Genomic DNA, 12,284 nt, shown 5'->3' on the forward strand with positions numbered 1-12,284 from the left:
TAGGGAGAATGCAGAGCCGTGACAATCCCGATTGACTTAGACGTCTAGACGCCCTAACATCCATTTCATATTCTGTTAATTCAGAAACTGATTTATCCAGCCATAGGCACTCACGATAAAAACATATGATTGAACTTTCTAATATTACTAAGGTTTTTCAGCAAAACGGGCGGACTATTACCGCACTTGCTGATGTCAGCCTTCATGTTCCTACCGGGCAAATTTATGGTGTTATCGGCGCATCAGGCGCAGGTAAAAGTACACTCATCCGCTGCGTCAATTTATTGGAACGCCCGACAGAAGGGAAAGTGCTGGTAGATGGACAAGAGCTGACCCAACTGTCAGATAGCCAGTTGACGCGCACACGCCGCCAAATCGGCATGATTTTCCAACATTTCAACCTGCTCGCCTCACGCACCGTTTTTGGCAATATTGCGCTACCGCTGGAATTAGATAACACGCCAAAATCTGAGATTACCCAACGGGTCAATGAATTGTTGGATCTGGTTGGGCTGGCAGATAAGCACGACGTGTATCCCGCCAATTTGTCCGGCGGACAAAAGCAACGTGTCGCTATCGCCCGTGCGTTGGCCAGCAATCCCAAAGTTTTGCTGTGTGACGAAGCAACTAGCGCATTGGATCCAGCAACGACCCGGTCGATTCTTGAGTTACTGAAAGATATCAATCGCCGCCTCGGCCTGACCATTCTTCTTATTACACATGAAATGGATGTGGTGAAGCGTATTTGCGATCAGGTTGCGGTAATCAGCGATGGACGACTCATCGAGCAGGACACGGTCAGCGAAGTCTTTTCACACCCGAAAACACCGCTGGCGCAGAAATTCATTCAGTCCACGCTACACCTGGACATCCCTGACGATTACCTCATCCGTCTTTCCCCCGACTATCGCCCGGATACCACGCCGTTATTACGGATGGAATTTACCGGCAAATCGGTGGATGCCCCGCTGCTCTCCGAGGTTGCTCGACGCTTTAACGTCAACAACAACATTATCAGTGCCCAGATGGATTATGCTGGTGGCGTCAAGTTCGGCATCATGCTGGCAGAAATGCACGGCAACGATGCGGATATCAAAGCCGCAATCCAATTCCTGCAGGAAAGTCACGTTACAATTGAGGTTCTGGGTTATGTCTGAAGCAATGATGTGGTTAATGGCTAAGGGAATATGGGAAACCGTCGCAATGACGTTCGTTTCTGGTTTCTTTGGCTTTGTGCTTGGCTTACCCGTGGGAGTCTTATTGTATACCACGCGTCCAGGGCAGATTATCGCCAATCCAAAGCTCTACCGGACCGTTTCTGCACTGGTAAATATTTTCCGCTCGATTCCATTCATTATTCTGCTGGTATGGATGATTCCTTTCACTCGAATGATTGTTGGAACCTCAATTGGCCTGCAAGCGGCGATCGTTCCTCTCACCGTCGGTGCCGCACCATTTATTGCTCGCATGGTGGAAAACGCGCTGCTTGAAATTCCGACCGGCCTGATTGAAGCTGCCCGTGCAATGGGCGCAACGCCGATGCAAATCGTCAGAAAGATACTCCTGCCAGAAGCATTACCAGGCCTTATTAATGCCGCAACCATCACGTTAATCACGCTCGTAGGCTATTCTGCTATGGGTGGAGCTGTGGGCGCAGGCGGCTTAGGTCAAATTGGTTATCAGTATGGTTATATTGGTTATAACGCGACGGTCATGAATACGGTATTAATATTACTGGTTGTTTTGGTGTACCTGATTCAATTCTGCGGCGACAGGGCAGTAAAAGCTGTCACACACAAGTAATCACCACAATACGCATTTGCCTGAAGGGCATTTGCCAAGAGAATAGTTAATTAGGGGTAAGGATATGGCGATTAAACTGAAATCTATTGCGACCATTGGCGCACTTATTGGTGCTCTGGCGCTAGCGGGATGTGGTCAGGAAGAAAAGAATCCTAATCACATTAAAGTCGGCGTTATTGTTGGCGCAGAACAACAGGTTGCGGAAGTCGCGCAGAAAGTGGCAAAAGACAAATACGGTCTGGACGTTGAATTAGTCACATTTAACGACTACGTGTTGCCAAATGAAGCCCTGAGCAAAGGTGATATCGATCTGAATGCCTTCCAGCACAAGCCTTATCTGGATCAACAGATCAAAGACCGTGGCTACAAGCTGGTTTCTGTCGGCAACAGCTTTGTCTACCCGATCGCGGGTTACTCCAAAAAAATCAAATCGCTGAATGAGCTGCAAGATGGTGCTCAGGTTGCGCTGCCAAACGACCCGACCAATCTGGGCCGTTCTCTGCTGCTGCTGCAAAAAGTCGGCTTGATTAAGCTGAAAGACAACGTTGGTCTGCTGCCAACCGTACTGGACGTGACCGAGAACCCGAAAAATATCAAACTGGTTGAGCTGGAAGCGCCTCAGTTGCCACGTTCTTTAGATGACGCGCAAATCGCACTGGCTGTCATCAATACCACTTACGCTAGCCAGATTAACCTGACGCCAACTAAAGATGGCCTGTTTGTTGAAGAGAAAGACTCTCCGTATGTAAACCTGTTGGTTTCACGCGAAGACAACAAAGACGCTGAAAACGTGAAGAAATTCGTTCAGGCTTATCAATCTGACGAAGTAAACAACGCGGCAAATAAAATCTTTAACGGCGGCGCGGTAAAAGGCTGGTAATCCAGTTCTAACATGCTTAATTAAAAGATATCTGCGAGACGGGCTACGGCCCGTCTTGTTATTTGTGCAATTGCTTGCTTCAATACCCGCTCTTTGAGAAAAAGCAGAGGAATCCTTAATGCGTGCTGTTCCCTTTATATTGTTGGCAATGTCGCTGACAGGCTGTTCTTTATTTCAGAAGCCACCAGCACCTGCTCCTCAACCTATTGTTGAAACCAAAACCGTAGAACCCGCACCTAAACCGAAGCCAGTCGCTCGCCCGACTCCCGCAGTGTTATATAAAAGTGCAGAAGAGTTAGTCGGTAAGCCTTTCCGCGACATGGGTGAAGTATCAGGCTCCTCATGCCAGGTCAGCGCTCAGGATTCCCCCCCTAATGCGGCAAATGCGCGTAAAAGAATGCAAAATCGTGCCACTGCCATGAAAGCCAATGCGGTTTTGCTGCATGAATGTCAAACTGTCAGTGGTGTAGCGGGTTGCTACAGTCAGGTCGTTTGCCAGGGCACGGCACTGAAAGTTTCTGCACAATGAGTCAATTTGTTTTCCATCAGATCGGGATTATCCGCTCGCCGTATAAAGAAAAATTTGCCATTCCGCGGCAGCCGGGTCTAATTGAAGATGGAGGCGGAGAACTTCAGCTATTACCACCATATAACCAAGCAGAGTGCGTGCGGGGACTGGAAGACTTCAGTCATATATGGGTAGTGTTCATCTTTCATCAAACGATGGAAGGCGGCTGGCGTCCGACCGTTCGGCCACCGCGTTTGGGCGGAAACACACGGACGGGCGTTTTCGCTACGCGTTCTACTTTCCGCCCCAACCCTGTGGGCATGTCGCTGGTTGAATTAAAAGAGATTCGGGTAAAAGGCGATGCGATTACGCTCGAATTAGGCAGCCTTGATCTGGTCGATGGCACGCCAGTCATCGATATCAAACCTTACTTGCCCTTTGCCGAAAGCCATCCTCAGGCACGAGCGGGTTTTGCCCAAATGGCTCCCGATGCAGCAATGCCGGTGATTTTTTCGCCCCTTGCGGAAAACCAGATAGCCCAGCATCAAAAGAAATATCCCCAGTTAAAGCGCTTTATCTCACAGGTATTAGCGCAAGATCCGCGCCCAGCCTACCGTAAAGGTGAAAGCACCACGCGGGAATACGCCGTTTTATTGCTGGAATTCAATGTGCGCTGGCGCGTCTGCGGAGAACAAACCGAAGTGCTAAGCCTCGACCCGTCAAACGCGCGTTAATACATTAACCCCAGCAATATATTCTAAAATTGTTCCTGCTCTCTTTTGACGCGCCGTCCGCGCTGGTAAACTAAGCCACTTTTTATATGCCTTCGGCTGCACGGCAGCCCTATGCTATTTGTCGTTCTAACGGAACTAAAACCCCATGCGTACTAGCCAATACATGCTCTCCACTCTCAAGGAGACACCAGCCGATGCAGAAGTCATCAGCCACCAGTTGATGCTCCGGGCAGGAATGATTCGTAAACTGGCCTCTGGCCTTTATACCTGGTTGCCGACCGGTTTACGTGTTTTGAGAAAAGTTGAAAACATCGTGCGCGAAGAGATGAATAACGCAGGCGCGATTGAAGTGTCCATGCCCGTTGTTCAGCCTGCCGATTTATGGGCAGAAAGTGGACGTTGGGATCAATATGGCCCAGAGCTGTTGCGTTTTGTCGATCGTGGCGAGCGCCCTTTCGTACTCGGCCCGACACATGAAGAAGTCATTACCGATCTTATTCGCAATGAAATCAGCTCCTACAAGCAGTTGCCACTGAATTTCTTCCAGATCCAAACCAAATTCCGCGATGAAGTTCGTCCGCGTTTTGGCGTAATGCGCTCACGTGAATTCCTGATGAAAGACGCCTACTCTTTCCATACGTCACAGGAATCATTGCAGATTACCTACGATGCCATGTACGCCGCTTACAGCCAGATTTTCAACCGTATGGATCTGGATTTCAGAGCCGTTCAGGCAGATACCGGTTCTATCGGCGGCAACGCATCCCATGAGTTTCAGGTACTGGCTGCCAGCGGTGAAGACGATATCATTTTCTCAACGGAATCCGACTACGCGGCAAACATTGAACTGGCCGAAGCCGTTGCGCCGAAGCTAGGTCGCGCTGAAGCAACTGAAGCGCTGCGTTTGGTTGATACACCGAATGCCAAAACCATCGCCGAGCTGGTTGAGCAGTTTAAGCTGCCGATAGAAAAAACCGTGAAAACGCTGCTGGTTAAAGCAACGGAAGAAAGCGGCCATAAACTGGTTGCGCTGCTGGTTCGTGGCGATCACGAACTGAATGAAATCAAAGCGGAGAAAATTGCTCAGGTAGCCAGTCCGCTGACGTTCGCAACGGAAGAAGAGATTCGCGCCACCATCGGCGCAGGCCCAGGTTCACTGGGTCCAGTCAAACTGTCGATTCCAGTCGTTGTCGATCGCACTGTTGCAGCCATGAGCGACTTCAGCGCTGGCGCGAACATTGATGGCAAACACTATTTTGGCATCAACTGGGAGCGTGACGTTGCGCTGCCGCAGGTTGCGGATATCCGTAACGTGGTTGAAGGCGATATCAGTCCAGACGGTAAAGGCACACTGCAAATTAAACGCGGTATCGAAGTGGGCCATATTTTCCAACTGGGCAGTAAATATTCTGAAGCGCTGAAAGCCACGGTTCAAGGTGAAGACGGCCGTAACCAAACGCTGACGATGGGCTGCTACGGTATTGGTGTAACGCGTGTTGTCGCGGCGGCGATTGAGCAGAATCATGACGAACGCGGCATCATCTGGCCAGACGCGATTGCCCCTTTCCACGTTGCTATTCTGCCAATGAACATGCACAAATCTTTCCGCGTGAAGGAAGTCGCTGAGGATATCTATCAGCAGTTACGTGCCAAAGGTATTGAAGTTCTGCTTGATGACCGCAAAGAGCGTCCGGGCGTGATGTTCGCCGATATGGAACTGATTGGCGTACCGCACACCATCGTCATTGGCGATCGCAATCTGGATAGCGAAGAGATTGAATATAAGCATCGCCGAGTGGGTGAAAAGCAAATGATTAAAACCAGCGAAATTGTCGATTTTCTGCTGGCAAATATCGTCCGCTAATCGCTGCCGAGCCGCCCCTTCGTAGGAAAGGGAGAATGCAGGATCGAGCAAGAGGCGGGATCACTCCCGCCCCCTTGTGGTTGTTACCCTTCACGAGTGTGTAGCAGGCTTTCACCTCCGGGTCGCTCTGCTGATTCCCAACGACAAATTATCGTATCGCTGGAAAAGTCACTCACATCAAGACTATCTGAAGCAAAAACAACGCCTCGCTCCAAAACAGCAAGCTAGAACGCATAGTTGACGGTCATGGAGACGCTACGCGGCGTACCATACACGGCATAAGGCGCAAGGTAGTCGTAGTACTCTTTATCAAACAGGTTATTGATATTCGCCTGAACCGCCAGTTGTTTAGTCACCTGATAGCGACCAAACAGGTTAACCAACGCGTAACTACCCTGATTGGCACGCAGCGTGGTGTTTTGCGGGCCAGAGCCTTCCTGCCAGATACCATTTTGCCAGTTCACGCCACCGCCAACGGTTAAATCCGGCAACGCTGGCAACTGGTAGCGGGTAAACAGCTTGAATGACGTGCGCGGCTGTTCTGGATTGACCGACTTGCCATCCTGATCGTCAACAACATAGCGCGAACCGCCAAACGTCATTTGCAGATTATCCATCACCGCGCCGTTGACTTCAAATTCAATCCCTTTACTGACAACACCATCAACTGCGTAATAAATTGTCTCATTCGATCCGGCAAAACGGGCACTATTCGTCTGTGCAACGTGATCCTGTTCGATACGGAAAACGGAAACTGATGCCGTCAGGCGACTGTTATACCAATCCCCTTTAATGCCAGTTTCGTAATTCCTGCCCGTAGTCGGCTGTAAGTAGGTTTTATTGATATCGCGTTTGTTGTTAGGCTGGAAGATATCGGTATAGCTGGCATACGTCGACCAGGTATCGTTAATGTCATACACCAGCCCGACATACGGCGTAATGCGGTTTCTGCTGTCGCTATCCGAAGATCCTGTGACACTCCAGTCGGTGTAACGTGCACCAACGATCAAATATAATGGATCAGCCAGTGAGAAGCGTGCAGAGGTATAAGCTGATTTCTGGCGTGTCGTCGAGTTTTCATAAGGTCGCCAAGAACTCCATGTAGGATCGGCAAGATTACCATTCCAGTTGAAATAATTACCGATATCCTCCGGAGTGATTGCGCTTGTAGGATAAGAGTTATCATAGTTATTGCTCTGTTTACTATAACTCGCTCCAACGACCAGCCCATGCTGACGACCGAACAGTTCAAAGGGACCGGTCGCATAGGTATCGACAGAATCGATTTTACGCTTCCCTCTATTCCATCCGCCATAGGCACCAGCGTTATAAGTAGGGTAGTAAGGATCAACAAGCAACCCAGTGTTTTTATCTGGGAAACCGTTGGCATACATCCGTTTCGAATCAAAATTGGTCTCGTCATGCGTACCGTTCATACGCACCTGCCAACCGTTATCAAAACGCTGGGTCAGGCCAGCAAACACCTTTTTCGACGTTGAGTCGATATAGCTCCAGTTCGGTGCAGAGTTAAGGCTGCGATCAAAACGAACGCGGCTACCATCGCTGTACCACGTCGGTAAGCCACCCCACGTTGGGTTAGTATTGTGACTGTCCTGATAATCATAACCAAGCGACAGCGTAGTTGAATCGGTCACATCAGCATCGATCACGCCGTAAAGGAATTTTTTGCGGCTATGGTAACGATCAAGCCAAGTGTCGTTATCCTGATAGCCCGTAATCACGCGCCCACGAACATTGCCAGATTCTGTCAATGGTGCTGACAGATCGGCCACCATCCGCTGTTTATCCCATGAGCCGTAGCTACCGGATACCGAGCCTTTGAGCTCACGGTTGTCCGCATGCTTGCGTACCATGTTCACCGCCGCGGAAGGGTTACCCGTTCCCGTCATTAAACCAGTCGCACCGCGTACCACTTCTATACGGTCATAGATTGCCGTGTCCGAAGCAGAGTCACCAAAATGCCAGATATCGTCAACGACTGTAGGAATCCCATCAAACAGATAGTTATTGATAAGGAAACCACGAGCAAAATAGGTCATTCGTTCGGAATCGATAATTTTAGAGGATACACCGGTCGTGTTCGCCATGACCTCGCCAATCGTTTGCAGATTCTGATCTTCGATACGCTGCTGGCTGATGACACTCACCGACTGCGGGATATCACGCTGCGTCAGCGTCATCTTCGTTCCGGCGTTAGTCACTTTTACGCTGTAATCCTTCGGGTCGCTGGCCTCCGCGCTCGCATTGACGTTAGCACTGACGACAAGCGTATCGCCTGAGGCAGAATTTTCTTCGGCAACAGCCTGAGCGGGGAAGAAAGAGGCGGAAATCAACAGGGCGAGAAGAGAAATTCCGAATGGTTTTGCTACGGCCAGCGAAGAATCACAAACACGCGTTTTTTCGGCGCGAGTAACTCCAAAAGACATGGTATATCCTCGGTTAACTGGTGGTGATTTTGGCGAGATGCAGAGGCGCTTCTTGTCAACATTCGCACATAAAATTAAATGATAACTATACGCATTATTATTGTTATTTCAACGTAAGGATTAATTTACTTAAAATACAAATAGATAGAAAATAAACAAATCACTATATCGTTAACAAGGTATGTTACAAAAAGAACATTTTAGGCATTTACAACAGTCCGCTCAGCCCAAGGACGGCCAGCGGCAGCGCGACTATTTGTGAAAAATGATAAAGGAGGACGCATGGAACACTCGATATGTTGAAGGCACCTACGTATTTTAGGAGGCCATTCAATATTTCATTCTGAACGCTTCTGGCATCACCCCAACCTTGTGCATATTGTTATTGTTTCGTGCCATCTTGTGCGCTTCAGGCTTTAAAATGATTATCAGCAGATAGATATCAGGATCCATCGCACTTTGGCAGTAGACCAAATGGGCTTTATCGCTGGTTCTTTTGAACTGACGTAAGAACTTGGGGAAAGGTGCATGCGCATCAGCAAGATGGATGTGGGCTACTTGCTCTTTTCTTACCAATGGATAGGTGCGGTCATCATCATAGAGCGCATCACGGCCAAAAGTATCAGGCAACACGCCATCCTGTTTATAAGACAGGAAGTCCGCGACTAAATCGTCCAGCTCTTGCTGGCTCAATTGTTGACAAAGCAACGTAGACTTGAAAATCCTGATGCTCATTCCGTGAACTCGTTCAGATCCTTATCAGAAGCGTTTTTCAGGAGCGCCGCCCCACTATCCGCAATATCACTTAAACGTTCAGCGGTTGGCCTGAAACGCGCTGCGGTATGCACTCTGCCCTGCTTATCTTCCAATAGGTCAATCAGAGCTTCAAAGACCTTGGCACTGACCATATAACCGGCAGGCCGATTGTTAGAAAGCACAGCAACGGGTTCATCAATAAAATACTTGGCTGGGTTTTTTCTTAACTCAGTGATGTTAATAGATTTTTCAGCAAGAATACGCTCCATAAATCACCTGTCATATGTTCTAGTCACCATCATTATACACATTAAAATATACATTATTTTATGTATTCATGAAACAAACAGTGTTGACTCCATGCTATGAATGGTAAATATCGATCCATTCTGCATGACGACTGGCCAGCAAGAGGGGCTTTTGCAACATGCGCTGGCGGAGGAGATGAGCAGGGGAGGAACGCCAGCGAAACCGTGATGCATTTCGCTGACATAAACCGGGCTGAATGATAAGTTAATCAAGGAGAAAAATAGAGAAGTAACCTACTCATAAAAAACATATTTTTCGACAACAAATACATTTTCATTATAAATTATCGGATATTTTCCCTGGTGAGGCAAATCCGTACTGACTTTCTGATTTTTACCTGAATACAATCACAAATAGCAGATTATGTTTCTTATCATAGAGCGATACAGAAACCTAAGAACGAGGAAAATCCACTCTTGCATAAATATTTTTGATATGATAAAGAAATGTTCACATTAGAAGTATAATTTAGCGTGCTAATAATGAGGTCTTATTGTAATGAATCTACATATTACTCACACACCAGATTCAGATGAAGAAGAATTTGTAATAGCAAGCCTTTGGAAACACAACGAACAGTACGATGCTGTTGATATTTTCCCTCTCTTTTTAAATTTCAAAGACGATGAAAATAATATTATCGCCGGGTTAATCTCCAGAACCTGGTGGGGTGCATTAGAAGTTCAATATCTTTGGGTAAGTGAGAAATATCGTAAAAGCGGACTTGGCCGTCAACTCATGCAGTCAGCTGAAAAAGAAGCGTTAAAGCGTGGTTGTCATCTTGCTTATGTGGATACATTCGATTTCCAAGCCAAGGGGTTCTACGAAAAATTGGGATACAAAGAATATGGAAATCTACCGGGATATGCACACAAGCATATTCGACATTACTTAGCTAAATTGATCCGTTGAATTAATTCTGGCCTATTAAGGAGGGCAGGATGCCATCATCACAAAAAAACATGACTGATTATATTCGAAATCTGATTATTATGATGGAGTGTTTAAATGAACCATGGGGTATTAAAGACTTATCATCACGCCATGTTTACATGAATAAAGCCGCTTACCTCTATACCAATACGCCAACGCATTTTGATATTGAAGGGCGACTAGATGATGAATTTCCTGCCAGTTGGGCAGAACTTTCTGATGATTTAAAAGAACATGACAGGCTGACAGAAAATAGTGAGCAAAGAGTCACTGTCATCGAAACACACTATTGGTATGGAAAGAAAACGCTGACGCCTTTCGTCAGCGAAAAGATCCCCATCTTTGATGAAAATAAGCGTTGCATTGGTACGATGTGGAATGCCAGACCTCTGGATACGCGGTCTCCGCTTATATATATAGATCAAAAGAAACCGACGACGTTGCAAACAGAATTGAAGACCAATATTTTCACCCAATCAGAACTGGACATTATTTTCTTAATATTACAACGTTTCTCAAATAAAGAAATTGCAAGGAAAATGAACGTATCACCAAAAACAATAGAAAACAGAATATATAACATGTATCAAAAAGCAGAAGCACATTCTTTACCTCAATTTGAGGAATTTTGTCGCCATCTTGGCATCGATGGTTATATTCCTAACTCTCTCATCGAGAAAGGCATTCAATTTATATAAGAGAACATATCCCTATGGAAAAAATAGATGATTACCCCGTCAGCCGCGTTCCGCTGAGTGTCCGACTGCCCTTTTTAAATGTGGCATTAGTCCACATCGGCATGTTAACCGCGCTAGACCAGTTTATGTTAGGCGCGGTGCTCGGCCATTCCATGACGCTAAGTCAGGCATTTCTCGCCATCTTTATCGGCAGTGCCATTTTTGGCGTAGTAACCGTGGGGCTGGGCTACGCCGGGATGAAAGAAGGGATGTCGGGCAGCCTGCTCGCACGCTGGTGCGGCTTTGGCCGTATTGGTTCCGTCCTGATTGGGCTGGTCATCGCCATTAGCCTCATCGGCTGGTTCGGCGTCCAGAATGCCGTATTCGCTAAAGCGCTCAACTTTGCGATGGCGAACAAGCTCGGTTTTGGCTGGTCTGCTGCGCTTTCCGGCATTGTGCTGACACTGCTGGTTGCCTTCGGTTTTAGAGCATTACGCTTCACCGCCAAAATTGCCGTACCAATGTTTGTCATCGTCGTCGGCTATATTTCGATCATGACGCTCTCCGGCCACAATATTGCCGAACTGATCGCGTCTGCGCCTAACGGCGCGGCGATTTCTATTAGTGCCGGCGCAACAATGGTTGTCGGCGGTTGCATCGTCGCCAGCCTAATTACCCCAGACATGACACGCTATTCTCAAACAGGAAAACATGTTTTCTGGATGACGATGTTGTCGATTATCGTCGGGGAATTTATTGTAAATGGCCTCGCCATCATTATTGCCCGCGCGCTCAATACTGCAGATGTTGTGACGATCATGTCTCAGGCAGCTGGCGGCATCGGGCTGATTGCCGTTATATTTTCGACACTGAGAGTAAACGATATCAACCTTTATTCCTCCTCTTTGGGAATCGCCAATGCCATAGAGGGCGTCACGGGGAGAAAATTACGCTATGTCTCGATCACCCTGGTGATTGGTCTCATCGGCACAGCGCTTTCCGTCGCCGGTATTCTGGATCGCTTCATTGATTTTCTGACGCTATTAGGCGTGCTATTCCCCCCCATTATCGGTGTGATGCTGGTTGATTATTATATTTTACGCACTCACAGGGCGCTGCTCGATGCCAGCCGTGCCGAAGGCCAATTACCAGATAGCGCACAAACACCACTGATTGGCTGGCCCGCGATTATTGCCAGCATTATCGGCGCCATTGTTGGATTAGCCTTCGAGTGGGGCGTGCCGGCGTTTAATTCGTTACTGGCAGCCAGTCTGCTTTATTGGATAATAAAGCATTACACCAATAACCATATGTATTTTAGGAAACTCAGACATAACCAAAATTTAAAATGAAATAGGTAACAAGACAAAATT

The 12,284-nt window shown here is 47.6% G+C and carries 12 protein-coding genes; 9 read left to right on the plus strand and 3 right to left on the minus strand.

What is annotated here, in order from left to right; all coding sequences use genetic code 11:
- The first annotated feature begins 125 nt into the window (after window positions 1-125).
- The 6 genes from metN to proS all read left to right on the plus strand — a co-directional run bounded on the left by metN (window position 126) and on the right by proS (window position 5,789).
- Window positions 126-1,157 carry a methionine ABC transporter ATP-binding protein MetN gene (gene metN, locus O1Q74_RS15685; protein WP_271874558.1) on the plus strand — a complete coding sequence of 344 codons (1,032 nt, stop codon included), beginning with the start codon at window positions 126-128 and terminating at the stop codon, window positions 1,155-1,157.
- Complete coding sequence (locus O1Q74_RS15690) at window positions 1,150-1,803, plus strand: methionine ABC transporter permease MetI (RefSeq protein WP_039497700.1); 654 nt, start codon at window positions 1,150-1,152, stop codon at window positions 1,801-1,803. Before metN ends, O1Q74_RS15690 begins: the two co-directional genes overlap by 8 nt.
- Window positions 1,804-1,867: 64 nt before the next feature.
- Window positions 1,868-2,683 carry a MetQ/NlpA family lipoprotein gene (locus O1Q74_RS15695; RefSeq protein ID WP_271874559.1) on the plus strand — a complete coding sequence of 272 codons (816 nt, stop codon included), beginning with the start codon at window positions 1,868-1,870 and terminating at the stop codon, window positions 2,681-2,683.
- 118 nt (window positions 2,684-2,801) lie between these two features.
- Window positions 2,802-3,212 carry an Rcs stress response system protein RcsF gene (gene rcsF, locus O1Q74_RS15700; protein ID WP_271874560.1) on the plus strand — a complete coding sequence of 137 codons (411 nt, stop codon included), beginning with the start codon at window positions 2,802-2,804 and terminating at the stop codon, window positions 3,210-3,212.
- Window positions 3,209-3,925, plus strand: a complete 717-nt coding sequence (tsaA, locus tag O1Q74_RS15705) for a tRNA (N6-threonylcarbamoyladenosine(37)-N6)-methyltransferase TrmO (protein WP_271874561.1) — start codon at window positions 3,209-3,211, stop codon at window positions 3,923-3,925. The genes rcsF and tsaA overlap by 4 nt, the downstream gene beginning before the upstream one ends.
- A gap of 145 nt (window positions 3,926-4,070) precedes the next feature.
- Window positions 4,071-5,789 (plus strand): proline--tRNA ligase, encoded by a 1,719-nt coding sequence (proS, locus tag O1Q74_RS15710; protein WP_271874562.1) that lies wholly within the window; start codon window positions 4,071-4,073, stop codon window positions 5,787-5,789.
- 224 nt (window positions 5,790-6,013) lie between these two features.
- On the opposite strand, the gene fhuE is transcribed toward proS, so the two are convergent.
- From fhuE to yafN, 3 genes are all read right to left on the minus strand, one after another.
- The gene (gene fhuE / locus O1Q74_RS15715; protein WP_271874563.1) at window positions 6,014-8,236 is read right to left on the minus strand and encodes a ferric-rhodotorulic acid/ferric-coprogen receptor FhuE; all 2,223 of its coding nucleotides are present in this window, start codon (window positions 8,234-8,236) and stop codon (window positions 6,014-6,016) included.
- A gap of 330 nt (window positions 8,237-8,566) precedes the next feature.
- On the minus strand, window positions 8,567-8,971 hold the full coding sequence (locus O1Q74_RS15720; protein WP_271874564.1) for a type II toxin-antitoxin system YafO family toxin: 405 nt from the start codon (window positions 8,969-8,971) through the stop codon (window positions 8,567-8,569).
- Window positions 8,968-9,261, minus strand: a complete 294-nt coding sequence (yafN, locus tag O1Q74_RS15725; RefSeq protein ID WP_226308436.1) for a type I toxin-antitoxin system antitoxin YafN — start codon at window positions 9,259-9,261, stop codon at window positions 8,968-8,970. Before yafN ends, O1Q74_RS15720 begins: the two co-directional genes overlap by 4 nt.
- A 538-nt stretch (window positions 9,262-9,799) precedes the next feature.
- Here yafN and O1Q74_RS15730 point away from each other — a divergent pair.
- The 3 genes from O1Q74_RS15730 to O1Q74_RS15740 are packed head-to-tail and all read left to right on the plus strand — an operon-like array spanning window position 9,800 to window position 12,263.
- Window positions 9,800-10,213, plus strand: a complete 414-nt coding sequence (locus O1Q74_RS15730) for a GNAT family N-acetyltransferase (RefSeq protein WP_271874565.1) — start codon at window positions 9,800-9,802, stop codon at window positions 10,211-10,213.
- A gap of 29 nt (window positions 10,214-10,242) precedes the next feature.
- The gene (locus O1Q74_RS15735) at window positions 10,243-10,932 is read left to right on the plus strand and encodes a helix-turn-helix transcriptional regulator (protein ID WP_271874566.1); all 690 of its coding nucleotides are present in this window, start codon (window positions 10,243-10,245) and stop codon (window positions 10,930-10,932) included.
- Window positions 10,933-10,946: 14 nt separating this feature from the next.
- Entirely contained in the window at window positions 10,947-12,263 is a 1,317-nt protein-coding gene (locus tag O1Q74_RS15740) for a purine-cytosine permease family protein (protein WP_271874567.1), read from the plus strand.
- Window positions 12,264-12,284: the final 21 nt, after the last annotated feature.

The sequence above is a fragment of the Pectobacterium sp. A5351 genome (genome assembly GCF_028335745.1).
In the GTDB taxonomy this organism is placed as follows: domain Bacteria; phylum Pseudomonadota; class Gammaproteobacteria; order Enterobacterales; family Enterobacteriaceae; genus Pectobacterium.

What these genes read in the sequence shown, in the direction of transcription:
- fhuE (WP_271874563.1), bottom strand. Translation starts at nt 8,236, where the DNA reads ATGTCTTTTGGAGTTACTCGCGCCGAAAAAACGCGTGTTTGTGATTCT.
- O1Q74_RS15735 (WP_271874566.1), top strand. Translation starts at nt 10,243, where the DNA reads ATGCCATCATCACAAAAAAACATGACTGATTATATTCGAAATCTGATT.
- O1Q74_RS15740 (WP_271874567.1), top strand. Translation starts at nt 10,947, where the DNA reads ATGGAAAAAATAGATGATTACCCCGTCAGCCGCGTTCCGCTGAGTGTC.
- O1Q74_RS15690 (WP_039497700.1), top strand. Translation starts at nt 1,150, where the DNA reads ATGTCTGAAGCAATGATGTGGTTAATGGCTAAGGGAATATGGGAAACC.
- O1Q74_RS15695 (WP_271874559.1), top strand. Translation starts at nt 1,868, where the DNA reads ATGGCGATTAAACTGAAATCTATTGCGACCATTGGCGCACTTATTGGT.
- tsaA (WP_271874561.1), top strand. Translation starts at nt 3,209, where the DNA reads ATGAGTCAATTTGTTTTCCATCAGATCGGGATTATCCGCTCGCCGTAT.
- yafN (WP_226308436.1), bottom strand. Translation starts at nt 9,261, where the DNA reads ATGGAGCGTATTCTTGCTGAAAAATCTATTAACATCACTGAGTTAAGA.
- O1Q74_RS15720 (WP_271874564.1), bottom strand. Translation starts at nt 8,971, where the DNA reads ATGAGCATCAGGATTTTCAAGTCTACGTTGCTTTGTCAACAATTGAGC.
- proS (WP_271874562.1), top strand. Translation starts at nt 4,071, where the DNA reads ATGCGTACTAGCCAATACATGCTCTCCACTCTCAAGGAGACACCAGCC.
- rcsF (WP_271874560.1), top strand. Translation starts at nt 2,802, where the DNA reads ATGCGTGCTGTTCCCTTTATATTGTTGGCAATGTCGCTGACAGGCTGT.
- O1Q74_RS15730 (WP_271874565.1), top strand. Translation starts at nt 9,800, where the DNA reads ATGAATCTACATATTACTCACACACCAGATTCAGATGAAGAAGAATTT.
- metN (WP_271874558.1), top strand. Translation starts at nt 126, where the DNA reads ATGATTGAACTTTCTAATATTACTAAGGTTTTTCAGCAAAACGGGCGG.